Source organism: Capillimicrobium parvum (genome assembly GCF_021172045.1).
GTDB lineage: Bacteria > Actinomycetota > Thermoleophilia > Solirubrobacterales > Solirubrobacteraceae > Capillimicrobium > Capillimicrobium parvum.
The window spans coordinates 1,721,765-1,745,681 of sequence record NZ_CP087164.1 but is presented as its reverse complement, the minus strand read 5'-3'; the positions used below and the strand labels follow the sequence as shown (position 1 = coordinate 1,745,681).

22 protein-coding genes are annotated in these 23,917 nt (G+C 73.3%); 9 read left to right on the top strand and 13 right to left on the bottom strand.

Annotation, left to right across the window (positions count from 1 at the left end):
- Window positions 1-532: 532 nt before the first annotated feature.
- The 8 genes from DSM104329_RS08620 to mftA all read right to left on the bottom strand — a co-directional run bounded on the left by DSM104329_RS08620 (window position 533) and on the right by mftA (window position 8,281).
- Entirely contained in the window at window positions 533-2,254 is a 1,722-nt protein-coding gene (locus tag DSM104329_RS08620; RefSeq protein WP_259316198.1) for a cytochrome b5 domain-containing protein, read from the bottom strand.
- Window positions 2,255-2,518: 264 nt separating this feature from the next.
- Complete coding sequence (gene mftF / locus DSM104329_RS08615; protein WP_259315025.1) at window positions 2,519-4,006, bottom strand: mycofactocin biosynthesis glycosyltransferase MftF; 1,488 nt, start codon at window positions 4,004-4,006, stop codon at window positions 2,519-2,521.
- Window positions 4,003-4,797 (bottom strand): mycofactocin-coupled SDR family oxidoreductase, encoded by a 795-nt coding sequence (locus DSM104329_RS08610; protein WP_259315024.1) that lies wholly within the window; start codon window positions 4,795-4,797, stop codon window positions 4,003-4,005. Before DSM104329_RS08610 ends, mftF begins: the two co-directional genes overlap by 4 nt.
- Window positions 4,794-5,483, bottom strand: coding sequence for a mycofactocin biosynthesis peptidyl-dipeptidase MftE (gene mftE, locus DSM104329_RS08605; protein WP_259315023.1), 690 nt, complete (start codon window positions 5,481-5,483; stop codon window positions 4,794-4,796). Before mftE ends, DSM104329_RS08610 begins: the two co-directional genes overlap by 4 nt.
- Window positions 5,480-6,679 carry a pre-mycofactocin synthase MftD gene (gene mftD / locus DSM104329_RS08600; protein ID WP_259315022.1) on the bottom strand — a complete coding sequence of 400 codons (1,200 nt, stop codon included), beginning with the start codon at window positions 6,677-6,679 and terminating at the stop codon, window positions 5,480-5,482. Before mftD ends, mftE begins: the two co-directional genes overlap by 4 nt.
- Entirely contained in the window at window positions 6,679-7,860 is a 1,182-nt protein-coding gene (gene mftC / locus DSM104329_RS08595) for a mycofactocin radical SAM maturase (RefSeq protein ID WP_259315021.1), read from the bottom strand. The genes mftD and mftC overlap by 1 nt, the downstream gene beginning before the upstream one ends.
- Complete coding sequence (gene mftB / locus DSM104329_RS08590; RefSeq protein ID WP_259315020.1) at window positions 7,857-8,138, bottom strand: mycofactocin biosynthesis chaperone MftB; 282 nt, start codon at window positions 8,136-8,138, stop codon at window positions 7,857-7,859. Before mftB ends, mftC begins: the two co-directional genes overlap by 4 nt.
- Before the next feature lie 2 nt (window positions 8,139-8,140).
- Window positions 8,141-8,281, bottom strand: a complete 141-nt coding sequence (mftA, locus tag DSM104329_RS08585) for a mycofactocin precursor MftA (protein ID WP_259315019.1) — start codon at window positions 8,279-8,281, stop codon at window positions 8,141-8,143.
- A gap of 57 nt (window positions 8,282-8,338) precedes the next feature.
- Here mftA and mftR point away from each other — a divergent pair, with 57 nt between their 5' ends.
- Window positions 8,339-8,941 carry a mycofactocin system transcriptional regulator gene (gene mftR / locus DSM104329_RS08580; RefSeq protein ID WP_259315018.1) on the top strand — a complete coding sequence of 201 codons (603 nt, stop codon included), beginning with the start codon at window positions 8,339-8,341 and terminating at the stop codon, window positions 8,939-8,941.
- A gap of 21 nt (window positions 8,942-8,962) precedes the next feature.
- On the opposite strand, the gene DSM104329_RS08575 is transcribed toward mftR, so the two are convergent.
- The 3 genes from DSM104329_RS08575 to DSM104329_RS08565 form a co-directional block, all read right to left on the bottom strand.
- Window positions 8,963-10,015, bottom strand: a complete 1,053-nt coding sequence (locus DSM104329_RS08575) for an LLM class flavin-dependent oxidoreductase (protein ID WP_259315017.1) — start codon at window positions 10,013-10,015, stop codon at window positions 8,963-8,965.
- Window positions 10,016-10,121: 106 nt separating this feature from the next.
- The gene (locus DSM104329_RS08570) at window positions 10,122-10,484 is read right to left on the bottom strand and encodes a cupin domain-containing protein (protein ID WP_259315016.1); all 363 of its coding nucleotides are present in this window, start codon (window positions 10,482-10,484) and stop codon (window positions 10,122-10,124) included.
- Between the two features lie 84 nt (window positions 10,485-10,568).
- On the bottom strand, window positions 10,569-13,043 hold the full coding sequence (locus DSM104329_RS08565) for an aminotransferase class III-fold pyridoxal phosphate-dependent enzyme (protein WP_259315015.1): 2,475 nt from the start codon (window positions 13,041-13,043) through the stop codon (window positions 10,569-10,571).
- A 171-nt stretch (window positions 13,044-13,214) separates the two neighbouring features.
- Between DSM104329_RS08565 and DSM104329_RS08560 the strand changes: the two genes are divergently transcribed.
- Both DSM104329_RS08560 and DSM104329_RS08555 read left to right on the top strand, forming a co-directional pair.
- Window positions 13,215-14,417 (top strand): cysteine desulfurase-like protein, encoded by a 1,203-nt coding sequence (locus tag DSM104329_RS08560; protein WP_407655903.1) that lies wholly within the window; start codon window positions 13,215-13,217, stop codon window positions 14,415-14,417.
- 17 nt (window positions 14,418-14,434) lie between these two features.
- Window positions 14,435-15,481 carry a zinc-dependent alcohol dehydrogenase gene (locus DSM104329_RS08555; RefSeq protein WP_259315013.1) on the top strand — a complete coding sequence of 349 codons (1,047 nt, stop codon included), beginning with the start codon at window positions 14,435-14,437 and terminating at the stop codon, window positions 15,479-15,481.
- 85 nt (window positions 15,482-15,566) lie between these two features.
- On the opposite strand, the gene DSM104329_RS08550 is transcribed toward DSM104329_RS08555, so the two are convergent.
- Complete coding sequence (locus DSM104329_RS08550; protein ID WP_259315012.1) at window positions 15,567-16,508, bottom strand: LysR family transcriptional regulator; 942 nt, start codon at window positions 16,506-16,508, stop codon at window positions 15,567-15,569.
- A gap of 99 nt (window positions 16,509-16,607) precedes the next feature.
- Between DSM104329_RS08550 and DSM104329_RS08545 the strand changes: the two genes are divergently transcribed.
- From DSM104329_RS08545 to DSM104329_RS08525, 5 genes are read left to right on the top strand one after another with little or no spacing between them, the layout of a single operon-like run.
- Window positions 16,608-17,972, top strand: a complete 1,365-nt coding sequence (locus DSM104329_RS08545; protein WP_259315011.1) for a Rieske 2Fe-2S domain-containing protein — start codon at window positions 16,608-16,610, stop codon at window positions 17,970-17,972.
- A 4-nt stretch (window positions 17,973-17,976) separates the two neighbouring features.
- Window positions 17,977-18,510 carry a 3-phenylpropionate/cinnamic acid dioxygenase subunit beta gene (locus tag DSM104329_RS08540; protein WP_259315010.1) on the top strand — a complete coding sequence of 178 codons (534 nt, stop codon included), beginning with the start codon at window positions 17,977-17,979 and terminating at the stop codon, window positions 18,508-18,510.
- A complete protein-coding gene (locus DSM104329_RS08535; protein WP_259315009.1) occupies window positions 18,510-18,743 on the top strand; it encodes a hypothetical protein in 234 nt (77 codons plus the stop codon). Before DSM104329_RS08540 ends, DSM104329_RS08535 begins: the two co-directional genes overlap by 1 nt.
- Complete coding sequence (locus DSM104329_RS08530) at window positions 18,740-19,483, top strand: class II aldolase/adducin family protein (protein WP_259315008.1); 744 nt, start codon at window positions 18,740-18,742, stop codon at window positions 19,481-19,483. The genes DSM104329_RS08535 and DSM104329_RS08530 overlap by 4 nt, the downstream gene beginning before the upstream one ends.
- Entirely contained in the window at window positions 19,480-20,304 is an 825-nt protein-coding gene (locus DSM104329_RS08525; protein ID WP_259315007.1) for an aldo/keto reductase, read from the top strand. Before DSM104329_RS08530 ends, DSM104329_RS08525 begins: the two co-directional genes overlap by 4 nt.
- Window positions 20,305-20,400: 96 nt before the next feature.
- Here DSM104329_RS08525 and DSM104329_RS08520 read toward each other — a convergent pair whose 3' ends face one another.
- A complete protein-coding gene (locus tag DSM104329_RS08520) occupies window positions 20,401-22,029 on the bottom strand; it encodes a phytoene desaturase family protein (protein ID WP_259315006.1) in 1,629 nt (542 codons plus the stop codon).
- A 125-nt stretch (window positions 22,030-22,154) separates the two neighbouring features.
- Here DSM104329_RS08520 and DSM104329_RS08515 point away from each other — a divergent pair, with 125 nt between their 5' ends.
- A complete protein-coding gene (locus DSM104329_RS08515) occupies window positions 22,155-23,816 on the top strand; it encodes a PucR family transcriptional regulator (RefSeq protein ID WP_259315005.1) in 1,662 nt (553 codons plus the stop codon).
- Window positions 23,817-23,917 lie beyond the last annotated feature (101 nt).

The window sequence follows — 23,917 nt, the reverse complement described above, 5'->3', positions numbered from 1 at the left end:
GGACCCGAAGATGCCCAGATCACCACGACCAAGCGCATCTACGCGCACCTCGAAGAGATCCGCATGCGATCCGCCGCGGCGGAAACCGAGGAAGCGATCGCCCGCGCAGGCGGCCTCTTCACCGAGGGTTGGGCGCGACTGTCACCGGGGACGGCCCGGCCGCGGTCGCAGCAACTCCGCGTGGCCCGCCGTTAATGCCGTCAAGGACGGACCACATCAAGCGACGGAAGGCCGCGAGCATGATCGACGACAGTTTGCACACCGAGATGCGCCGTCGGCTTCCCTGGAGGCTGGGCGTTGCGAGACGTCAGCACCAAGGAGACACCGGATGAAGTGTCACGCCAACGCGCGACGCGGTCCGATGGGCAGACAGTGCTGATCGGCGACGACGATCGGGGCAAGCTCGTGCTCGTCCGAGTCGGGATCGGCGTCGGGTGGGGAATGCCCGGAGCGTTGAGGACCTGTCGGCAGATCATGGTGCGGCGGCGTCTCATGAAGCGAGAGGCCGCCGCACCACAGTTGCGTAGCCCGGTCAGGTCCTGGCCGGCTCGACCTCGACGGCGTCGCCGGCGCGCTCGGCGGGGGCTCCGACCAGCGGCCCCACGCAGAAGTGCTCCATGTGCCGCTCGGCGAGCGGGCTGTGGAAGTCGCCGAACTCCGCCGTGGCGTCCTTGCCGCCGTACATCCGGGCGACGAACGGACCGCCGGGGTGGTGGTCCTTCCACTCGGTGAAGTCGTAGACGTTGCCGCGGATGACCACCCAGCAATCGTCGAACGTCGCGTGCTGGGCGAGCTCCTCGCGCGTGACGGGCCGGTCGCCCGTCAGCGGCTTCTCCGGCTTCCAGAGGCTGCGGGCGACCTGCTTACGGGCGTCGAGCGCGATCTCGCGCGAGCGGAAGTCCCACGGTCCGAGCTTCTTGATCGGCAGCTTGTCGCCGATGTTGCGGGCGTCGAACGCGTAGATCCACGAGTCGTCGCTGCCCGCGCGCTCCGTGTGATCGAACACGGGGTAGTCGCGCTCGTCGAGCGCCTTGAGGATCTGCCGGCGTTGGGGTGAGTCCTCCGGCTCGAGGTGCTTAAAGAGGAACTTCGACGCGAACTGGAAGCGCGTGGCGCGGTAGTAGCGGACGCGCTCGTAGTGCAGCAGCGCGCTGTAGATGTCGGCGCCGTGCAGTTCGAAGCACTTGCCCAGGGCCGCGGCGTCCTCGAAGGCCTGGGCGGCACCCTGGCCGTAGGTCGGCAGCATCGGGTGAGCGGCGTCGCCCAGCAGGCACACGCGACCCTCGGTCCAGTTCTCGAGCGCGTCGCGGTCGTAGAGCCCCCACTTCGTCGGCCGCTCGATCAGGCTGGCGAGCGCGAGGACGTCGCCGAGACGGGGGTCGTCGCCGAACGCCTTGCTCATGTTTCCGAGCATCTCCTCGTGCTCGACGGGGAACCAGTCGCCCTCGTCGCCCTCGAACTCCTCGGAGTTGGGCTCGTAGTAGGCCAGCCACACGTTGAGCAGTTCGTGGCCACGCACCCAGTACGTCATGCTCTGCGCGTACGGGTGGTCGCGGCTGTCCATCGAGGACGAGTCGATGGGGTTGTGGTCGAGCGGGCTGCCGTCGAGCTTGCGGGCGGTGGCGACCTTGTCCTTCGGGACAAGACCGCGGTAGACCGTGACCTCGGTCCAGCGCTTGTTCGACACGCCCGGCCAGACCGCCTCCAGCACCTGCGAGTTGACGCCGTCCGCACCGACCAGGAGGTCGCCGGTCTCCGTTGTGCCGTCGGAGAACGTCACGGTCACGGCGTTCTCATCCTGACTGACGTCCGCCAGTCGCTTGGCCATGTGGACCTGGATGGGGCAGTTGACGCCGCTCTCCGGCGCGAACTCGAAGACCCGCTTGTACAGGCACATCAGCAGGTCGAGGCGGTGCATGTGGTGGAAGCCGGCGTTGTCGTTGGCCGCCGTGTTGTGGTCGAGCGGCCTTCGCGACACGGAGTTGTCGTCCCAGATCATCCGCGTCGCGTCGAGGATCGCCGCCCGGCCGCCGTCGATCGCTCCGTCGGGTCCCCTGGGGTCGCCGCCGTCCAGGTCGACGCCCAGCCACCGGCACAGCCGCGCGCCGTTCGGTGGGATGTTCAGCCCCGCTCCTGCGGTGCTGGGCATCGGTGTCTGCTCGAAGACGTCGATCCTGTCGAAGACGCCCGATTCCCGCAGGGCCAGGGCAGTCATGAGCCCGCCCATGCCCCCGCCTGCGATGAGTGCTCGCATCATCTCCCTCCGATTCCTCTCGATGAGTCCCGTTTGCCGGCGGACAAGCGGCGCTCTTCGTCGCGACCGTAGCACGGCGGATGCTGGCAGACACCGTGTCCAGCCATACGGGACTCCCCGGCCCGCGTCGACGCCCGGCGGCCCCATGACCGGACGGCAGACGACCGCTTTGCGGGGGTCGCGTGCCGCGGTGTGCGGGCTCCTTGAGCAGGTCGCGCACGCGCAACCGGCCGCGCGTCTGGCGCCACGGCGACCGGATCGAGATCACCGACCGCGGCGCGGGCGCGCATCTGCAGGAGGCGTTCCCGCCGGCCGACGTGCGCGTTCCCGCCGAACCCGAGACGGCCCTCCTGGCCAACCCGTGGGGGGAGAAGGGCGCCGGATGAACACGAGCCGCACCGGATCGACGGTGCGCTGCGAAGCACACGCCCGCCACACGCCCGCGCCGTAGGCGACGTCCTCGCACACTGAGGCCAGCGTCCAGCGAACCGGGTCGAGCGCGGGCCGGCGGCGCACCCACGTGACGACCGGCGCGCCGGCCAGGAGGAGTGCGGCGGGGGCGCGGGTCGCCCGGCGCGAGAGCCCGAGCGCGAGCAGGGGCGCGGCGTACGTCGTCGCCGCTGCCCCGCAGCCGACAAGCGTCTCCCCCACGGCCTGCGCCGACCAGGCGAATGTCCGCCGCGCGGGCAGCCCCGCCGGTCCGAGGCGCCGCTGCCACCATGCCGCCTGGGCCGCGACGAGGCAGGCCGCGGCCACGGGGCGACGCGCGAGGAGCAACGCCGCGGCCGCCGCGGGGACCGGCCGCGTGACGACCGCGGCGAACCGGCCCGGGTGCCGGCGGGCGAGCGGGGCCGCGGAGGTGCCGTAGCGCCATCGGCGGTCCAGCAGCGCCCGTAGGGTCTGCGGCTCCTCGTGCTCGACGACGACGCCCGGGTCGTAGCGGACGCGCCATCCGGCGTCGTTCAGGCGCCAGACGAGATCGACGTCCTCGCCGTGCAGGAGCCGCTCGTCGAAGGCGGGAAGGGCGCGGCGCCGCGCGATGAGCGCCGCGGACGGGACGTAGGGGACGATCCGGCCCGGCCCGACGAGGCTCTCACGGGGGCCGAGATCGAGCGCACAGCGGGCCTGGTCGAACCGGCTCACCCAGCCGTCGCCGCAGACCAGGAACCAGGGCCGGATCCGAGGCGCGACGGCGCCCACGAGGGGGTCGGCGAAGTGGCCGGCCAAGCGACCGATCCAGCCGGGGTCCGCGATGCAGTCGCTGTCGAGGAACGCGATCAGCTCGGTCGTCGCCGCGGCCACCCCGGTGTTGCGCGCGGTCGCCGGACCCGCGCTTCGCTCGTGGTGCAGCCGCCGCGCGCCATGGTCGCGGCAGACGGCGGCCACCGCGGCCGGATCCTCCGAGCCGTCGTCGACGACGACCACGGGCGTCGCCGGGTCGAGGCTCGCCAGGCAGCGGCGCAGTGCCTCCGGCCGGTCTCGGGCGGGGATGACGACCGTGACGTCGAGCGGGCCGGCGGCGGCGGCCGGCGGGCGCGGATGGGCGAGGCCCGCGTCGACCAGCCGGCGCGCGAGCCGCATGGCCGGCGGGGAGCCGGCGCGGCCGGCGAGGAGATCGGCGAGCGCCGCCCGGCCCGCGTCGCTGAGCCGGATACGGCGCGGAGGCTGGCCGCCGACGAGCACTCGCCCGTCGCGGTAGCGGCGCACGGACCGGTCGAGCACGAGCCCGAAGCCGGACGGCAGCGGCGTCACAGCGCCAGGCCGCCGTCGACCGGGACGGTCGCGCCGGTCACCGCGGCGCCGTCCGGGCCGGCGAGCATGCAGAGCACGGCGGCGACCTCGTCGGGCCGGATGAGCCGGTCGAGCGGCTGCTGGGCCGCGAAGGCCTCCGCGGACTCGAGCTGGTAGAGGCGCGCGCTCTCGTCGAGGATCGGCGTGGCGGTCGATCCCGGGCTCACGGCGTTGGCGGTCACGCCGGTGCCGCGCAGCTCGGCCGCCAGCGCCCGCACGAGCCCCGTGACCCCGGCCTTGGCCGCGCAGTAGGCGGCCAGCAGCGGCAGCCCGCGCGTCGCGGCCGTGGATGCGACGGCCAGGTACCGGCCCGACCGCGGCTGCGGACGGCTCAGCAGCGCCGGGATCGCGACCCGCGCGCCGGTCATCACCGCGAGGAGATCGGTCTCGACGACCGCGCGCTCCTGGTCGGGCGCCATCTCCCACAGCGGCACGCCGCCCGCGATCACCCCGGCCGAGGCGATGAACGCGTCCAGCCCGCCATGGAGCTCCTGCGCCTCGGCGACGATGCGCGCCATGGCCTCGGCGTCTCCGGCATCTGCGATGCGGCCGATGGCCGCGCCGGGGCCGGCCGCATCGGCGTCGGCCACCGCCCGCTCCAGCTCCGCCTCCGTGCCGAGCGGGTACGGCAGCCGCGGGTCGTCCGCGCACAGGTCGACGGCGATCACCTGCCAGCCGTCCGCCGCCAGGCGCCGCACCGTGGCCGCGCCGATCCCGCGGGCCGCGCCGGTGACGATCGCGACGCCCGTCACGCCGCGTCCACCGGCCGGTCGTCGACCATTCGCGCCAGCGCCGCGCCGGCCTCCGCGAGCAGGGCCCGCCCCTCCTGCGCCGTCGCGCCGGTGGGATCGCCGAGGACGCCGTTGCCGCTCACCGGGCGCACCCCGGCGGCGACGAGCTTCGCCATCAAGGTGCCGATCGGCGCCGTCTCCCCGGCCCGCGCCCGGTCCATCCGGACGCGCTCCGGCGCGACCGCCAGCATGAGCGACGTCTCCGTGCGCCCAGCATGGGCGTCGCCGCGCCAGGCGGGAAAGAACGCGAGCACGTCGCGGTCCTCCGCGAGCAGCCGCCGCTGTGCGCGCACGACCGGTTCGCGGTTGCCGCCGTGCGCGGAGATGAACACGATCCGCGGGAACGTCGCGCTCGCGGAGCGGCCGAGCTCGACGAGCAGCAGCTCGGTGGCCGCCCGGCCGATCGACAGCGTGCCGGGGAAGCCGGCGTGCTCTCCGCTGGAGCCGTACGCGACCGCCGGCGCCACCACCACCTGCGAACGCATCCGGGCCACCTCGCCCGCGATCGCCACCGCGATGTCCGTGTCGGTCGACAGCGGCAGATGCGGTCCGTGCTGCTCGGTGGAGCCGACCGGCACCGCGAGAACGCGGGGCCGCGCCCCGCCCTCGAGCTGCGTCCAGGTCGCGTCCGCCAGCGCCGCGCTCATGCCGGCGACGATGCTCCCGCGCCGTCGTGGATCGCGAAGCCCGGCGCCATCAGGACGTCCCGCGGCGTCAGGTCGTGGATCGACGCCCGGCCGAGCCCGACCAGGGTCTCGTCGATCCCGGCGCGCAGGATCTCCAGGACGTTGTGCACGCCCGCTTCACCGTTGGCCGCCATCCCCCAGAGGTACGCGCGGCCGATCAACACCGCCCGGGCGCCGAGCGCGAGTGCCTTGACGACGTCGCTGCCGCGCCGGATGCCGCCGTCGAGCAGCACCTCGACGTGATCGCCGACCGCATCCACGATGCCGGGCAGCGCCCGGATCGACGCCGGTGTGGAGTCGACGTTGTTGCCGCCGTGGTTGGACACCGAGATCGCGTCGGCGCCGATCTCGACCGCCCGTCGCGCGTCGTCCGGGTGCATGATGCCCTTGACGAGGAACGGACCGCCCCACGCCTCACGCATCCAGGCGATGTCGGGCCACGTCGCGGGCGGGGTCATCATCCACTCGCCGTAGGCGCCGAAGAACGACGGCGGCGGCTCGCCCGGTCCGGCGACGTTCGGCACCGCGAGATCCGGCGCCCCGCCGCCCCGCGCCCAATCCGCCAGCCACCGCGGCCGCAAGAGCACCTCGGGCGCCAGCCGCGCCATCGTCTTGAGGTCCAGGCGCTCGGGGATCGCCGGGCTGCCCCAGTCGCGGCGGTGCGCGAACGTCCAGTCGAGCGTGACGATCAGCCCCTGCGCCCCCGCCGTGCGCGCCCGGTCCATCACGTGCACCATGCGCTCGCGGGTGCCCATCCAGTACGTCTGGAAGAACACCTTCGGGTTCGCTGCCGCGACCTCCTCGATCGGCTTGCTCGCGAACGAGCTCAGCCCCATCGCGGTGCCCGACGCCGCCGCCGCACGCGCGACCGCGACCTCGCCCTCGGGATGCACCGCCTGCACCCCGGCCGGCGACACGACCACCGGCAGCGACACCTCCTGACCGAGCACGGTCGTCGCCAGCTCCCGGCCGCCGCCGAGCCCCGTCGCGATCCGCGGGATCAGCCCCAGCTCGCCGAACGCCCGCACGTTGTCGTCCAACGTGCCGCCGCGCTCGGCCCCCGCCACCAAGGCCCCGTAGACCGACTTCGGCAGGCGCCGCTTCGCCCGGCGCTGGGCCTCGGCGACCGACTCGAACCACTCCTTCGTGCTCGCCATCAGACGGGCACCGGGGCCTCGACCGTGCGCCAGAAGTCCGCGAGCGGATCCTCGTCGCAATCGCGCTTCGGCGGCCGGCGACGGGAGTGGTCGACCGACGGCTTCGGCGCGGGGGCATCGCCCCGCGCGGCCAGCGCCCGCTCGCCGTGGCCGAGCACGCACTCCGGATCCGGCCCGGCCAGCGGCAGCCCCGTGAAGAACTTCGCCGCCATGCAGCCGCCGCGGCACGCGTCGTAGAACCCGCAGCTGCCGCACGCACCCGCCGACTGCGGCCGCCGCAGCTCGGCAAACAGCTCCGAGTCCCGCCACACCCCGGCGAACCCGCGCGGCTCGCGCACGTTGCCGGCCAGGAACTCCTCGTGGATCGCGAACGGGCACGCGTACACGTCGCCGACCGGATCGATCAGACACACGACCCGGCCCGCGCCGCACAGGTTCAGCCCCGGCAGCGACTGCCCGTACGCCGACAGATGGAAGAACGAGTCGCCCGTGAGCACCTGCTCGCCGTGCTCGAGCAGCCAGTCGTAGACGGTGCGCTGCTGCTGCGCCGTCGGGTGCAGCTCGTCCCAGACGTCCGCGCCGCGCCCCGACGGCCGCAGCCGCGTCAGCCGCAGCTGCGCGCCGTAACGGTCCGCGATCGCCTTGAACGCGTCGAGCTGCCCCGCGTTCTCACGCGTGACGACGACCGACAGCTTGAAGTCGCGCATGCCCGCGGTCGCCAGGTGCTCCATCGCCCCCAACGCCATCGCATACGACCCCGGGCCACGCACCCGGTCGTTGACCTCCGCCGTCGCGCCGTCCAGCGAGATCTGCACGTCGACGTAGTCGCTCGCCGCCAGCCACGCCGCTCGCTCCGGCGTGATCCGGCTGCCGTTCGTCGAGAACTTCACGCCGACCTGATGGGCGGTGGCGTAGTCGACGAGCTCCCAGAAGTCCCGGCGCACCGTCGGCTCCCCGCCGCCGATGTTCACGTAGAAGACCTGCATCCGCTCGAGCTCGTCGATCACCCGCTTGCACTCCGCGGTCGACAGCTCGCGCGGATCGCGGCGCCCCGAGCTCGACAGGCAGTGCACACAGGCCAGGTTGCACGCGTACGTCAGCTCCCACGTCAGGCAGATCGGCGCATCGAGCCCGGCCTCGAAATGCTCGACCAGCCGCTTCGGCGCGATCGTCGCGCTCATGCCGCCGCCCCCCTCCGCTCGATCATCCCCGTGTCCGCCAGCCGGGCCAGCGCCTTCTCGTAGACCGGCACCTCGCAATCGGATACCCCGGCCGCGGCCACGGCCTCCCGAGCGCTGTCGTGGCGCTCGAGCGACTCCACCAGCCCGACCAGCGCCGGGCTCTTGAGGAACGACAGCCGCCGCGTCCCGAAGTGATATGCGAGGGCGCCGAACGGCTCCGGCCGCAGCGCCACCTGCCGTCCCAGACGCCACGGCCGCTCGGCGTCGAACGCGACCATGATCAGTACACGCCGCACATGCCGTCGATCGACACGTCCTCGATCAACAGATCGTCCTCGACGAGGACCGGCTCGGCCTGCTCGACCGAGGCCGCCTCCTCCATCTGCTCGACGGGACGCTCGTCCACCACAACCTGATCCATGCGAACCTCTCCTGCTCGTCGCTTGTGTCGGCAGTCCCGGAATAATTACCGCACCCCGTGCCACAAATCAACCCCACCCGAGGCCGCCCCGCGAGCACCACCCGTGAGGAGGTCGCCCGCATCGCCCTGGACCTCTTCGCCCGCCAAGGCTTCGACGAGACGACGATCGACGACATCGCCCGCGCCGTCGGCGTCGGCCGCCGCACCCTGTTTCGCTACTTCTCCTCCAAGAACGACACCGTCTGGGGCGACTTCGAGCTCGTCTGCGAACGGCTCCGCGCCGAGCTCGCCGCCCGACCCACCGACGAGCCGCTCATGACCACGCTGCGCCACGCGGTCGTCGCATCCAACACCTACCCCGACGACCAGCTCCCCGACCTGCGCATCCGTATGACGCTGATCACGACCGTCTCCGCCCTCCAAGCCCACTCCATGCTCCGATACGAAGCATGGCGACGCGTCATCGCCGACTTCGCCGCCCACCGCCTCGCCCAGCACCCCGACGACCACCTCCCCCAGACGATCGCCCACGCCGCCCTCGGCACCTCCATGGCCGCCTTCGTCGTCTGGGTCGACGACCCATCACGCGACCTCGCCGCCACGATCGACGCCGGCTACCGCGCACTCGCCGGCGGATTCAGCACGTCGAGCTCGCGATGACGCCGGCCGGCCCGGCGAAGGTCAGGCTCGGCGGCCGCCCGGATGCGTCGCCGCGAGCAGCGGCATGACCCCGGCCCCGATCCTCCCCAGCGCCGGCCGGGGATCGGGCATCGCGAGCGGGGCGATCACCTCGGTGACCCCCGCGGCGCCCAGGCCCGCGATCCGGCCGGCGACCTGAGCCGCCGTCCCGGCGATCGCGAACCGGTCGACGATCGCGTCGGGGATCATCCGCGCGTACTCCGGGCTGTGCAGCCACTGCACGTAGCTCTGGCGCCCGCGCGCCACCGAGGAGACGCGCTCGAGCTCGGCGATCGTCGCCGCGATCTCCTGCGGCAGGTCCTCGGGCGGGATCGCCCGGGCCGCGGCGCGCGCGATCGCCGCGGCGAACCCGCGGACCTCGTCGCGCGCGACCGCCGGATCGTCGTCGACGGCCACCGGCACCATCGCGGCCACGCGGAAGCCGTCGAGGGTCCGCCCCCCTTCGGCCCGGCCGGCGGCGAGGTTCGACACGGCGTAGCGCAGGACGTCGGGGTCGACCCCGAGCTTGAGGTACACGCCGTCGGCGGTGCGTCCCGCGGCGCGCAGCGATCGGGGCCCGGTCGACGCGAAGACGATCGGCACGCGCGGGGCCGGCCAGTCCTGGGTGATCTCGGCGCCCTCGTAGGTCACCGTCTCCCCCGCGTTCAGCCCCCGTACCGCCCGCGCCACCTCCTCCATGCGCGCGATCGTGGCCGGCTTGCGCCCCAGCGACTCGACGGCGGTCTCGCCCGTCCCGATGCCGAGCAGGACGGTGCGCCCGGCGGCGTGCTCGGCGACCGATCCGATCGCGCCCGCGATCACCGCCGGATGCCTCGACACCGTGTTCGTGACGCCGACGCCGAGCGCGATGCGCGAGGTGCGCTCCGCGACGAGCGTGAGCGCCGTGAACACGTCGCGGAAGATGCTCTGCGAGTCGCCGAGCCACACGCCCGCCAACCCCAGGCGCTCGACCTCGGCGGCCAGCTCGGCGGTCTCACCGATCGCGCGGTCGGGGTGGAACATCACGCTGACGTCGAGGGTCGGCGCAGCGCTCATCCGACACGAGCCTCCGCGACCGTTCGATCAGGCATCCGCGGGACCCTATTGCGACATGGCGGCGTGGGTCGCGCGGCGGGGCGCCGATGCGACCGAGCCGGGCCGATCAGCCCTTGGCGTACTCCTCGGCCGCGCGCGACTCGAACTCGAACGCGACGAAGCGCTCGTCACCGATGACCCAGGCGTCATGGCCCGGCTCGATGACGTACGCGTCGCCCGCATTGAGGTCGAGCTCGGTTCCGTCGTCATGCCTCACGCCCAACCGGCCGGAGTGGACGATGCCGACGTGCCGCGCGTTGCAGCTGTCCGTGCCGGCGACGGGCTTGATGCACTCCGACCACCGCCATCCCGGCTCGAACGTGAACCGGCCGACGGTCGTACCGCCCATGCGCACCAGGTCCACCCGCGTCTTGTCCGGGGTCCGCGTCTCGTCAGGCGAGCCGAAGTCCCGTGACTGCACACCGGCCATTTTGTGGCCTCCCGTCGTCGCTGGTTGGCCTGATGTTCTTCCTCTCCGCGACGCGTTGCAAGGCCGGCCGCCTGCGCGATCCCCTCAGTCGCCGGCGCGAAGCCAGGCGACGGTCGCCTCGAGGCCGCCCGGATAGTCGACCCGGGGCTGCCAGCCGAGCACCTCCCGCGCCTTGCGGTTGCTGAAGTCCTGGTCGATGCCCATCACGTGCACGGCCTGGCGCGACAGCAGCGGCGTCGTGCGCAGCCGCGTCGTCGTGCGCAGGAACCGGTAGCCGTGCTCGAACGAGTAGCCGATGCCGCTGGCCAGCCAGTACGGGACGCTCCACCGGACGCGCGAGCAGCCGAGCCCGCTGGCCAGGCCCTCGGTGAACTCCCGCCACGTGACGTCGAGGCCGTCGCTGACGTTGAAGGCGTGGCCGCTCGCGGCGGTCTCCCGGAGCGCGAGGACCGCGGCATCCATGAGGTTCTCGACGTAGCAGAGGCCGGCCACGGCGCGACCGCCGCCGACGAGCACCATGTTGCCGCCGCGGATCGCCCGCGCGATCTCGCCGACGACGTCCGTCGAGCGCGGTCCGTAGACCGTCGCGGGGCGCAGGATGACGGCGTCGATCGCCCCGGTGTCGTCGACGCGCCGGACCTCGGCCTCGGCCGCCAGCTTCGTCTGCGAGTACCAGTTGCGAAAGCGCGTCGGGGCGAACGTCTCGTCGACCGCGGCGCAGCCGGGATAGCCGTAGACGTCCGTGGTGCTGAAGTGCACGAAGCGCTGCACGGAGGCGTCGACGGAGGCCTCGAGCACGTTCCGCGTGCCCTCGACGTTGACCCGGACGATCTCGTCGACGGTGGCCCAGTCGGAGACCTGGGCGCCGCAGTGCAGCACGTAGCGGCAGCCCTCCGCGGCACCGGCCACCGAGCGCGCGTTCGTCAGGTCGCCGACCGCGATCTCGACGCCGAGCTCCTCGAGCAGCGACGTGTCGCTGCTCTCGCGCACGAGGCAGCGGACCTGGTGGCCCTCCTGCACGAGCCGCTGAGCCAGGTGCCCGCCGATGAACCCGGACGCACCCGTGATGAGGCAGACGTCGTCCCGCGACGGGTCGACGGCGGTGCCGCGGAAGCGCACCTTCTCGGCGACCGGAGCGCCGGGCGCGTCACGGCGGCGCAGGGTGGCGGTGGCGATGTCGCGCACGACCGCCCAGTTCTTGCCCGCGGCGCCCGAGCAATCGGCGAGCACAACGTCGAGCGCGCCGAGGAAGGTCCTGGCCTCCGGCTCCGAGAGGGTCAGCGGCGGCAGGAGCTTGATCACGTCGTTCTTGCCGGCCGCCATCGTGATCACGCGGTGGTCGCGGTGCAGCGGGATGACGACCAGCTGCGGGAAGAGCCCCTCGCTCGCCATGCGGATCATGCGCACGCTCAGCCGTGCGGCGCGGGAGCTCGGCGGCTGCAGCTCGATGCCGATCATCAGCCCGCTGGCGCGGACCTCCCGGATCATGTCGTAGCGGCCCTGCAGCTCGGCGAGCCCGTCGCTCAGCACGGTGCTCATGGCGGCGGCGTTCTCGATGAGCCGATCGCGCTCGATGATGCGCATCGTCGCCAGCCCCGCCGCCATCGACAGGCGGTTGCGCCCGTAGGTCGACTGGTGCACGTAGGAGCGCTCGAGCGTCCCCACGGCCTTCTGGTAGATCTCCCGCCTCGTGACCATCGCGGCGACGGGCATGTAGCCGCCGCTGAGCGCCTTGCCGACGAGCACGAAGTCCGGCTCCAGCCCCCAGTGCTCGAGGGCGAACCACCTGCCGGTCCGCCCGAGCCCGGTCTGGATCTCGTCGACGACGAACAGCGTCCCGTAGCGCCGGCACAGCTCCTGTGCCGCCTGCAGATAGCCGGCGGGCGGCAGCGACACCATCCGGCCCTGGATGGGCTCGACGAAGAAGGCGGCGACGTCCTTGTGGCGCAGCTCGGCCTCCAGGCGCGCGAGGTCGCCGAACGGCACGCGATCGCAGCCCGGCAGCAGCGGGCCGAACCCCTCCTTGAAGAACTCGTCGCCGACCATCGAGAGCGGCCCCAGCGTGACCCCGTGGAAGCTGCTGTCGCACGAGATCAACCGCGGCCGGCGCGTCGCGGCGCGCGCGAACTTCATCGCCGAGTCGACGGCTTCCGCGCCCGTGCTGGCGAAGAACACCGCGTCGAGCCCGGGCGGCAGCCGCTGCGCCAGCGCCTCGGCGAGCATCCCCGCCAGGGCCGAGTAGTGCATCTGGACGCCGTCGGCGAGATCTGAGTCGACCGTGGCGCGCAGGACGTCGCGGACGTCGGGATGGTTGTGGCCCAGGCTGGCGAAGCCCTCGCCGGTGTGGAGGTCGAGGTACCCGTGGCCGGCCTCGTCGTAGAGATACGACCCCTGCGCCGACCGGAACTCCTTGTCGAAGCCGAGGATCCGCAGCACGTCGACCAGCGAGGGGTCGAGATGGCGCGCCGCGAGCGACAGGGTCTCGTCCGTGCGGGCCACCGCATCGGCGACGACGCCGAGCGAGTCGAGGGCAGGGATGGCTTGGGCGTCGGGGTTCATGTTCGCTGCGAGCTTCCGGGCCACGCACCCGCCCGGGCCGGACGACGGCGCCGCGGCACGATACCGGCACGCTCCCGCGGGCGGCGGACGGCCGGTCCGGCTTGCGACCGCGGCGCCGGGCCCGCAGGATGGTGCGCCATGAGCACCATCCCGCCGCCGGCGCCACGGCTCATGCCCGTCGACGAGGTGCGCGCGCACTTCCCGGCCCTGTCGCCGGACGTCGCGGCGCTCGACGGCGCGGCCGGCACGCAGGTGCCCGTCGCGGTCGTGCAAGCGGTCGCCGAGGCCCTGCGCACGGCGATGGCGAACCAGGGCGGCGCGTTCGCCGCCTCGCGCACGAGCAGCGAGGTCGTCGCGGAAGCCCGGTCGGCGATCGCGGACCTCGTGGGCGGCGCGCCCGAGGGCGTCGTGCTCGGCCCGAACATGACGACGCTCACGTTCCACCTCGCCGACGCGATCTCGCGCACCTGGGGTCGGGGGGACGAGGTGGTCGTCACGTCGCTCGACCACGACGCGAACGTCCGGCCGTGGCGGCTGGCCGCCGAGCGCGCCGGCGCGACGGTGCGGGTGGCGGACTTCGACGCCGAGACCGGCGAGCTGCCCGCCGAGGCCGTGCAGCGCGTCCTGTCGGAGCGCACGCGCCTGGTCGCCGTCACCGCCGCGTCCAACGCGATCGGCACGCGACCCGGCGTCCGCGCGATCGCCGACGCCGCTCATGCCGTGGGCGCACTGACGTACGTCGACGGCGTGCACGCCACCCCGCACGTCCCGACCGACGTGGCGCAGCTCGGCGCCGACCTCTACGCCTGCTCGTCCTACAAGTTCTGCGGCCCCCACACCGGCGCGGTGATCGCCGATCCGGTGCTGCTCGAACGCCTGCGGCCGGCGAAGCTCGTGCCGGCGCCCGACGCGGGGCCGGGCCGGTTCGAGCGCGGGACGCCGCCGTTCGAGCTGCTGGCCGGGGTCCGCGCCGCCGTGGACTGGCTGGCGGGGCTCACCGACGCCGCCGGCGATCGCCGCACCCGCCTGCTGGCCGCGTTCACCGCGGTCGAGGGCCGCCTGCAGGGGCTGCTCGAGCGACTCGTCGCGGGGCTGTCGGCGATCGAGGGCGTCCGCCTGCTCGGGTCACCGCGCCGGCGCACCTCGACCGTCTCGTTCCTGGTCGACGGCCATGCGCCCGGCGCGGTCGCGAGCCGCCTGTCCGAGCAGGGCATCGCCGTGTGGGCCGGGGACAACTACGCCTACGAGCTCATGCGCCGCCTCGGCCTGGTCGAGACCGGCGGCGCGGTCCGCGCGAGCATCGTGCTCTACAACACCGCCGCCGAGGTCGACCGGCTGGTCGACGCGGTCGCCGCCCTGGGCGCCGCGCCGTGACAGGATCCGTCACCGACGTGAGCGTGCCCCCGCCGACCATGCAGGCCGTCCTGCTCACCGCCCCCGAGGAGATCGAGCTGGCGGCGATGCCCGTCCCGGAGCCCGGCCCCGGGGAGGTCCGCGTCGCCGTGCGGGCGGGCGGGATCTGCGGCTCGGACCTGTCGACCTACCGCGGGCACCACCCGTTCCGCGTGCCGCCCGTCGTGCTCGGCCACGAGGTCTCCGGCGTGGTCGAGGCGCTGGGGCCCGGCGTCACGAACCTGACGCCCGGGGACCGCGTGGCGCTCCTGCCGCTCGTCGCGTGCGGATCGTGCGAGCCGTGCGGCCGCGGCGAGACGAACCTGTGCACCGACCGCCGGGTGCCCGGCGTCGGCTGGGCCGGGACGTTCAGCGACTGGATCGTCGCGCCCGCCGCCCTGCTGTACCGGGTCCCCGGCAACGTGAGCTTCGAGGCGGGTGCGCTCGTCGAGCCCGCGGCCGTGGCCCTGCGCGCGTGTCGCGTCGGCGGGGTCGGCGCCGGCACGCGGCTGGCCGTCATCGGCGCGGGCTCGATCGGCACGCTCGTCGCGATGATCGCCCGCGAGCTCGGCGCGGGCGCACCGCTCGTCACCGACATCAAGCCGTTCAACCTCGAGATGGCCGGGCGCCTGGCCGGCGCGCACGCCGTCCACGCCCGTGAGGACGACCTCGCCGCCGCCGGCCGTCGCGTCTCCGGGGGCAGCGGGTTCGACGTCCTCGTGATCGCCGCCGCCGCGCCGGACGTGGTCGCCGAGGCGCTCGCGCTCTGCCGGCCCGGCGGGGTGGTCGTCGTGGTCGCCCTCTTCGGCGAGGACGTCCCCCTGCCCGTCGACCAGGTCGTCGTGCGCGAACTGCAGCTGCGCGGCTCCTACGTCTACACGAGCCGGGACTTCTCCGACGCGCTCGGCCTCATCGCCGATGGGCGCCTCGACGTCGAGGCGCTGATCACCCGCCGCACCGGCTTCGACAGCGCGCCGGAGGTGTTCGCGAGTCTCGTCCGCGGCGCCGACGAGCTGAAGGTGATCCTCCAGCCGGCCGATCGGTAGCCGTCTGCACGTCGTGTTGACGACCGCCGGCCGGCCCGGACCGTCACCCTTGGCGCCCCACTCCGGCTTGAACTTGAACGTCCGTTCAGCAAGAGGCTGACGGAACGTCCGTCTCACGGCGTGAGAGCGCCGCGCCGATCTGGGCGATGAGCTCCCGGTGCAGGGGCGAGAAGGTCTTGCCCTTGCGGTGCACGAGGTAGATCGGCACGGTGACCTCGACCCCCTCGACGCGCACCTCGCGCAGCAGTCCGAGCGCGAGCTCGTCGGCCACGGCGCTGCGGAACAGCATTGCCGCGCCCTGCCCGGCACGGACCGCGCGCTTCATCGCCTCGGGATGGCCGAACTCGAGCACGACGTCACGCTCCGGCACGCCCAGGCGCCGCAGCTGGCGGTCGACGAACGTGCGTCGCACGATGCCCTCGGGCGCGTCGACGAACCGCAGCGCCGACAACCCCCGCGCCGGGATCGCATCCCCCGCCGGCTCGCCGCTGGGAGCGGTCACGAGCACGATCTCGTCGTCACCGACGTGCTCGGCCTCCATGCCGGGCATTTCGCGCAGCGTGTCGGAGACCACGACCGCAAAGTCCACGGCACCCGCCCGCGTGTCCTCGACGGCGTGCTCGGTGTCCGACACGCTCATGCGCAACCGGGCCTGCGGGTGCGCCGCGCCGAACGCGGTGAGCACGTCGGGCAGGCGATAGCTGCCCACCGACATGCTGGCGGCCAGCACGACGGTGCCCTGTTTGCCGCCGGAGAGGCCGTCGAGGTGGCGCTCGAGCTCGCGGGTCCGGGTCAGCACCTCGTCCGCCCACTCGTGCACCGCTCGACCGGCCTCGGTCAGGTGCAGCTGCCGGCCCTCCCGGTAGAAGAGCTTGGCCCCGAGGCGCTCCTCGAGCGACCGGATGTGCGCCGTGACCACCGGCTGCGCGACGAACAGGTGCTCCGCGGCGCGGCCCACGCCGCCCAGCTGGACCACCAGGTCGAGAATCTCCAGCTTCTTCAGGCTGATCCGCAGGTCGACCGCCATGCCCGGCGAACACTACGCCCGATCCATAGCCGGTTCACGCGCGATCTGTGCGCAGATGCGTATTTGTCCTATGGCAGAGCGTCGGCTTGAATCGACGCGATGAGCCTGCAGGCGATCCTCGACGACGTCCGGCGCGGCATGATCCCGGCCCGCATCTACAGCGATCCGGAGATCTTCGAGGCCGAGAAGCGCCACGTCTTCGCGAAGGCATGGATGTTCATGGCGCACGAGTCGGAGATCCCGGAGCCCGGCGACTACGTCGTGCGGCGGATCGTCGACGACTCGTTCATCGTCACGCGCGACGAGACCGGCGAGATCCGCGTGCTGTTCAACATGTGCCTGCACCGCGGGATGCAGGTCTGCCGGTCCGAGGCAGGCAACACCTCGCACTTCCGCTGCCCGTACCACGCGTGGACGTACAAGAACTCGGGCGAGCTGACCGGGGTGCCGTTCCACGGCGACGCCTACGGCGGCGAGGCGGGGTTGCGCCGCCGCGGGGTGTCGCTGCTGCCGGCGCCGCGCGTCGCCGCCTACGACGGCCTGATCTTCGCCTCGCTCGACGAGGACGCGCCCGATCTCGAGGACTTCCTCGGCGGCTTCCGCTTCTACGTCGACTTCTACTTCCGCCAGAGCCCGCAGGGCGCCGAGGTCCGCGGCCCGCAGCGCTTCCGCGTGAAGGCCAATTGGAAGATCGGCGCGGAGAACTTCGCCGGCGACACCTACCACACGCCCCACACCCACGCGAGCATCGTGGAGATCGACCTCTTCTCCGCCCCGAAGGCGAAGAAGCGCAAGGAAGGCGCGTTGTGGTTCGCCGGGAGCGGCGGCGGGACGACCTACAAGATGTCGGCCGGCGACTTCCGCGAGAACCTGCGCGGCATCGGCTATCCGGACGAGATGATCGACCGGATGACCGCCAGCTGGCCGGCCGAGCACCGCTCGATGGTCGGCGACGCGGGCTTCATGCCCTCGGCCGCGACGACGCTGCCCAACCTGAGCTTCGTCCACAACTGGCCGATCGTGAACGCCGAGGGGCTCGTCGTCCCGTTCATCTCGATCCGCCTGTGGCAGCCGGTCAGCGCGACCGAGACCGAGGTGTACTCCTGGTTCGCGGTCGATCGCCAGGCGCCGGACTGGTACAAGGGCGCGTCCTACAAGGCGTACCTGATGTGCTTTGGCTCGTCGGGCATGTTCGAGCAGGACGACGTGGAGAACTGGACCTCGATCACGCAGATGGCGCGCGGGCAGATGGCCGAGCGCCTGAACCTGCACAGCCGCATGGGGCTGCTGCGCGACGGGCGGACCGTCACCGAGCCCATCGACTGGCCGGCTCCGGGCCGCGCGTACACCGGCTTCGGCGAGTACAACCAGCGCGAGCTGCTGTCGCAGTGGTGCGACCTCATGGAGGGCGCGATCGCCGCGGAGGGCAACGGCCGGTCGGCGCGCGTCGCGACCCTGGACTGAGGCCATGGAGACCACCGCCAACCGCATCGCGATCAGCTATGGCAGCGACACGTACGACGACGTCCTCGAGTTCCTCTACCGCGAGGCAGAGGAACTCGACGAGCGCCGCCACCACGAGTGGCTGGACATGCTCACGCAGGACGTCCGCTACCTCGTCCCCGTCCGGATCACGTCGGCACACTCGCTCGACGACAGCGCCCTCGAAGACATGGCGCACTTCGACGAGGACCGCTACTCCCTGGGCAAGCGCGTCGCCCGCTTCGACACGGAGCACGCGTGGGCCGAGGATCCGCCGTCGCGGACCCGCCGGTTCGTCACGAACGTGCGGGCGTGGGAGGGCGACGCCGCCGGCGAGCTGGTCGTGCGCAGCAACATCCTGCTGTTCCGCAGCCGCGGCGACATCCACGACCACGACCTCCTCTCCGGCGGGCGCACGGACGTGCTGCGCCGCGAGAACGGCGCGCTTCGGCTCGCGCGCCGGACCGTGCTGCTCGACGAGTCCGTCCTGCGCACCCAGAACCTCGCGGTCTTCCTGTGATGGACGACCTCCCCGGCAGCGAGCCGATCGAGCTGGCCAACGAGTACGCGACCGTCCAGGTGCGCAAGGTCCACACGCGCCAGGGCGTCCGGCTGGAGATCGTCGCGCCGAAGCTCGGCTACGGCATCCGGCTGGATCCGGTCGAGCTCGAGGTGCTCACCTGGCAGTCGCACGAGCTGTTCTCGGAGCTGCTGAAGACCCCGTTCGGCCCGGAAGGCGAGGCCGAGCAGTGATCGTCAACGACGACGGGCCGTCGCTGCGGGCGACGGTCGCGACCGCCTGCCGCATCCTCGCCGCCAAGGGCCTCGTCGAGGGGATCCTCGGCCACGTCTCGGCCCGCGTCGCCGAGGACGAGCTTGTCGTCCGCTGCCGCGGCGAGGACGAGCGCGGACTCGCGCTCAGCGACCCTGGCGACGTGTGGCGCGTGGACCTCGACGGCCGGCCGGTCGACCTGCCGACCGGCTTCTCCGCGCCCAAGGAGCTGCCGATCCACACCGAGCTCATGCGCGCGCGCCCCGACGTCGGGGCGGTCGTGCACGCCCATCCGCCCGCGGCGCTGCTGTGCGGGCTGGCCCAGCCGCCGCCCCGCCCGGTGTTCGGCGCGTTCAACATCCCGGCGCTGCGTCTGGCGGTCGACGGCGTGCCGGTCTATCCGCGCTCGGTGCTCATCACGAGGCGCGACCTCGCCGCGGAGATGCTCGACGCGATGGGCGACCGCCCCGTCTGCATCCTGCTCGGCCACGGCATCACCGTCGCCGCCCAGACGGTCGAGCAGGCCACCGTCCTCGCGGTCAACCTGAACGTCCTGCTCGCCGTCAGCGTCGAGCTCGCCCGCCTCGGGGCGCAGCCGCCCGAGCTCGACGCGCGCGACCTCGCCGAGCTGCCGGACCTCGGCTCGGCGTTCAACGACCGCTTCGTCTGGCAAGCGATGGCCGCCGAGCTCGAAGCCGGTCTCCTGCGACCGTCGCTGTGAACGGCCGGCTGACGCTCGCCTCCGGCGTCGAGATGCCGCTGGTCGGGCTCGGCACCTGGCCGCTGACCGGCGACGAGGCCCGTGCCGCGGTGCACCACGCGCTGGCGGCCGGCTACCGCCTGATCGACACGTCCGAGCAGTACGCCAACGAACGGGACGTCGGCCGGGCGGTCCGCGACAGCGGCGTGCCGCGCGAGGACATCTTCCTGTCGACGAAGTTCAACGCGCGGTGGCAGGGCCGGGACCTCGTCGCGCGCGCGTGTGACAACGCGCTGCGCCGCCTCGGCACCGACCACCTCGATCTGTTCCTCATCCACTGGCCCAACCCCTGGCTGGACCGCTACGTCGACGCCTGGCACGGCCTCATCGCGCTGCGCGACGAGGGACGTGTCCGCGCGATCGGCGTCTCGAACTTCCTGCCCGCCCACATCGACCGGCTCATCGCCGAGACCGGCGTGCCGCCCGAGGTCAACCAGGTCGAACTGGACCCGACGCTCCCGCGGGAGGAGCTGCGCGCCTACCACGCGGCCCGCGGGATCGCGACCGAGGCGTGGGGCCCACTGGGCCGCGACGGCCGCCTCCTGCGCCACCCGATCGTCGTCGAGCTCGCCGAACGCCACCGCCGCACGCCCGCCCAGATCATCCTGCGCTGGCATGTCGAGCTCGGACTCGCCTTCACCGCACGTTCCTCCGACCCCGCCCGCATCGCGCAGAACATCGAACTGTTCGACTTCGCGCTGAGTCGCGACGACCTCGCCGTCATGGGCCGCCTCGACGAGGGCCGCCCGCCGGCGCGCGACCCCGAGAGCCATGGTCACTGATCGCGACGGACATCTGTCACTTTGCCGGTGGCGGGCAGCGTCTTGCCGCCCTCGCCCCCGGCGACGACCAGCAGATCGAAACACTCCGGGCTCGCGTCACTTCCCGCCGGCGAGCCTGCGCCTGATGGATGCCGCGCGGGCGGAGAGCGTGCTGCCGCCGAGCACCGTCTGGGCCGCGAGGTGGCCCGAGAGGCCGGTGACGCCCCCACCCGGCCAGGTCGCCGCTCCGGTCATGTACAGACCTTCGACCGGGGTCCTGTAGCCCGGCGTGCTGCGCAGTGGTCGAAACGCGAAGTTCTGGCGCAGGTGGTGGCTTCCGGCGACGCTGTCGCCGCCGACGAGGTTCGGATCGTGTGCCTCGAGGTCGGCCGGGGTCAGGACGGCGCGATCGAGGATGAGCTCGTCGATGCCCGGGGCGTACTCGGCGAGCTTGGCGATCACCCGGTCGGCGTAGGGCTCGGCGGCCTCTCGCCAGTCGCTCGCGGTGATCTCGCCCGCCGCGTCGCCGCGGATCCGCGCCGGCAGCGCACGGACCTGCACCCACAGAACGGCCCGGCCGGCCGGGGCGCGGGAAGGGTCGACGGCGCTGCTCTGGCCGACGATCAGCAGCGGGCTGCTGGGCAGCAGGCCGTTGCTCGCGGCCGTGTACGTGTCGGCCAGATCGGCCACGTAGGGCGCGATGTGCACGTAGGCGAACTCGCCGAGGTCGCCGCCGGCGGCCCACGCGGGCGGTGCGCTGAGCGCGACGTGGACCATCATCGTCCCCGGGCCGTAGCGGTAGCGGGCTGCTTCCCGGCGCAACGACTCGCGGACGGGCCCGCCCTCGAGCAGGCGACCGTAGAGCGCGGTCGGCGTGACGCTCGCCACCACGGCCCGCGTCGCGCCGATCCGCTCGCCGGATTCGAGCTCGACGCCGGTCGCGCGGTCCCCGTCGGTGAGGATGCGGCGCACCGCCGCGCCGGTCCTCGCCGCGCCGCCGTGGTCGGCCAGCACGGCGGCCAGCGCGTCGATCATCCGCGAGGCGCCGCCCTCGACGATCGACATGCCGGCGGCCGCGTCGGAGAAGACCTCGACGAAGGGGAACATCGCCCCGGCCGACACGTCGGGGCCGAAGTCGGGGTGCATGCCCCAGGTGGCGAGCAGCGCCTTCGCCTCGGGGCTGGACATGTAGAGGTCGCCGAGCTCGCGGGTCGACGACAGCAGGAGCTGCGCGCCCTCCGCCGCGCCCTTCACGCCGAGGCGGCGCAGCGCGCGGCCGGCGGCCATGGCGGCGGCCCACGACGGGAGCGCCGAGCCGTACAGCTCGAAGATGGCCGGGCTCAGCCGATCGAACAGCTCCTTCAGCTCGAGCCAACCGTCCGCGTCGCCGGGATCGTGCTCGCGAAGTCCGGCCAGCGTGCGCTCCGCGTCCTGGTAGACCTTGAGGACCCGGCCGCCGGGGAATGCGTTGGCGAACGGCTTGTCGGTGGTCGCGTAGCGCAGCCCATGGCGCTCGAGGTCCTCGCCGAGCACGCCGTAGACGAGGCCCCCGCGAAACGTGTTCTGGTTCGTCGAGTACAGGTCGTGGACGAAGCCGGGGCGGGTGATCTCGGCGCTCATCACCGCGCCGCCGAGCCGCTCACCCTGCTCGAGGATCAGTATGCGCCATCCGGCGCGCGCCAGCTCGATCGCGGCGACAAGGCCGTTGTGGCCCCCGCCCACGACGATGCCGTCGTAGGCATCCATCGCGCGAGCGTAACAGCGGGGCGCGCACGCCGGCATGGCGGTTGCGACGCTGCGTCAGCTCGCGAAGCGCCCGGTCGGCGGGGGCCGGTCGATCGCCGCCCAGAGGCGATACTGCCCACGCCGCCATGCGCAGCGTCACGCAACACGGCCCCGTGCCGCTCTCGCGAATCACCGTGCGTTCGGCGCTCGCGCTGCCGGAGCTGCACCGCGGGCTGCCGACCGTCGTCGCCGGCGCCGCCGCACTCGACCGGCCGATCCGCTGGGTCCACGCCGGGGAGGTGCCGGACATCGCCGCCATGCTGCGTGGAGGCGAGCTGCTGCTGACGACCGGCATGGGCATCGGCTCGCGCGCGGAGCAGCAGCGCCGTTTCGTGGCCGCCCTCGCGGGGCGCGAGGTCGCCGGGCTGGTGATCGAGCTCGGCGAGACGTTCGCCGGCCGGCTCCCGGCCGCGCTCGTCGGAGAGGCCGAACGCCGCGGGCTCCCGCTCGTCGAGCTGCACGCCCAGGTCCGCTTCGTCGCGGTCACCGAGGCCATCCACACCGAGATCATCAACCACGACTACGACCTCCTGCGCCGGGCAGAGGACCTGCACCAGCGTTTCACGGCGGCGATGCTGCAGGGCGACGGGGTGCCGGAGGTGCTCGCGCTCCTCGCCGACACGCTGGGCAACCCGGTCTTCCTCGAGACCGGCGACGGCCGCCTGCTGGCCTTCGCGGCGCCGCGGGAGGCCGGTCCGGACGCCGATCCCGTCGCCGCGTGGGTCCGCTCGCGCGCCGAGGCCGCCGACGTCGGGGTCGTCGCCGCGGTACCCGGGGACGGCGCGCGGAGCGCCGGGCGGCTCGTCGCGCTGCCGGTCGACACGCCGCTCGACGCGTTCGCCCCGCTGGCGATCGGCCGCGCCGCGGGCATCGTCGGGATGGCGTTCCTGCGCACGCGCCAGGAGGCCGAGCTGCTCGCCCTCGGGCGCGGCGACCTGCTGACCCGGATCGCCGACGGCGGCATCGATCCGGCGCTTGCGGAGGCCCGGGCGCGCGCGATGGGCTTCGCCCCGCGCGATGCCGCGGTGCTCCTGCCGCTCGCCGCCCGGCTCGCCGAGCCCGAGGACGGCGAGGCCGCCCGGACCGCCGGGGCGCGCGGCTCGTGGACCGCCGCGCTGCGCGACCTCGAACGCGAGATCGCCGGGCTCGGCGTGCCCGCGCTGGTCGGCGTGGATCCGGAGCGGGGCGACCTCCTCGTCGTGCTCGGACTGCGCGGCGCCCCCGACCGTGACGCGACCGCGGAGCGTGCTGCGGGCGCCATCAGGGAGGCGGCGCGCCGGCACGCGGTCCCCGACGCGGTCGTGGCCGCCGGCGCCGCCGGGGGATGGCGGGCGCTGCGCGACGGGCTGCGCGACGCCGTCGAGGCGTGTGCGGTGGCGGCGGACCTGCCCCCGCGCCCATGGCACGACGCGACCGCGATGCCGCTCGAGCGCCTGCTCTGGCGCCTGGGCGGCGGCGAGGACCTGCGCCGCTTCGTCGAGCTCGTCCTCGGACCCGTCCTCGAGCACGACGCCCGCAGCCGGCATCCGCTGATGCCGACGCTCGAGACGCTGTGCGCGCACGGCGGCCGCAAGGCGGAGACCGCGCGGGCGCTGCATCTCAACCGCCAGGCGCTCTACGACCGCATCGCCCGGCTCGAGCGGGTCCTCGGGCGCGACCTGTCCGATGCGGAGACGCTGCTCGCGCTGCAGCTGGCGATCGCGGCCCGCCGCCACGTCCGCGGCGCCGGCCGGCCGGGCCGGGGCTAGTGGGTCTTCCCGGGAACGTTGTGCTCGAGATGCGCCCCGCTTTCGGATGCCACGTTTGCGGGGGCCACTAGACACTCTGTCGCGTCGGCGCGATCGAGCGC

What these genes read in the sequence shown, in the direction of transcription:
- DSM104329_RS08620 (WP_259316198.1), bottom strand. Translation starts at nt 2,254, where the DNA reads ATGCGAGCACTCATCGCAGGCGGGGGCATGGGCGGGCTCATGACTGCC.
- mftA (WP_259315019.1), bottom strand. Translation starts at nt 8,281, where the DNA reads ATGGATCAGGTTGTGGTGGACGAGCGTCCCGTCGAGCAGATGGAGGAG.
- DSM104329_RS08545 (WP_259315011.1), top strand. Translation starts at nt 16,608, where the DNA reads ATGAGCCTGCAGGCGATCCTCGACGACGTCCGGCGCGGCATGATCCCG.
- DSM104329_RS08575 (WP_259315017.1), bottom strand. Translation starts at nt 10,015, where the DNA reads ATGAGCGCTGCGCCGACCCTCGACGTCAGCGTGATGTTCCACCCCGAC.
- DSM104329_RS08560 (WP_407655903.1), top strand. Translation starts at nt 13,215, where the DNA reads ATGCCCGTCGACGAGGTGCGCGCGCACTTCCCGGCCCTGTCGCCGGAC.
- mftD (WP_259315022.1), bottom strand. Translation starts at nt 6,679, where the DNA reads ATGGCGAGCACGAAGGAGTGGTTCGAGTCGGTCGCCGAGGCCCAGCGC.
- DSM104329_RS08540 (WP_259315010.1), top strand. Translation starts at nt 17,977, where the DNA reads ATGGAGACCACCGCCAACCGCATCGCGATCAGCTATGGCAGCGACACG.
- DSM104329_RS08515 (WP_259315005.1), top strand. Translation starts at nt 22,155, where the DNA reads ATGCGCAGCGTCACGCAACACGGCCCCGTGCCGCTCTCGCGAATCACC.
- DSM104329_RS08520 (WP_259315006.1), bottom strand. Translation starts at nt 22,029, where the DNA reads ATGGATGCCTACGACGGCATCGTCGTGGGCGGGGGCCACAACGGCCTT.
- mftC (WP_259315021.1), bottom strand. Translation starts at nt 7,860, where the DNA reads ATGAGCGCGACGATCGCGCCGAAGCGGCTGGTCGAGCATTTCGAGGCC.
- DSM104329_RS08565 (WP_259315015.1), bottom strand. Translation starts at nt 13,043, where the DNA reads ATGAACCCCGACGCCCAAGCCATCCCTGCCCTCGACTCGCTCGGCGTC.
- DSM104329_RS08570 (WP_259315016.1), bottom strand. Translation starts at nt 10,484, where the DNA reads ATGGCCGGTGTGCAGTCACGGGACTTCGGCTCGCCTGACGAGACGCGG.
- DSM104329_RS08550 (WP_259315012.1), bottom strand. Translation starts at nt 16,508, where the DNA reads ATGGCGGTCGACCTGCGGATCAGCCTGAAGAAGCTGGAGATTCTCGAC.
- mftE (WP_259315023.1), bottom strand. Translation starts at nt 5,483, where the DNA reads ATGAGCGCGGCGCTGGCGGACGCGACCTGGACGCAGCTCGAGGGCGGG.
- DSM104329_RS08535 (WP_259315009.1), top strand. Translation starts at nt 18,510, where the DNA reads ATGGACGACCTCCCCGGCAGCGAGCCGATCGAGCTGGCCAACGAGTAC.
- mftB (WP_259315020.1), bottom strand. Translation starts at nt 8,138, where the DNA reads ATGGTCGCGTTCGACGCCGAGCGGCCGTGGCGTCTGGGACGGCAGGTG.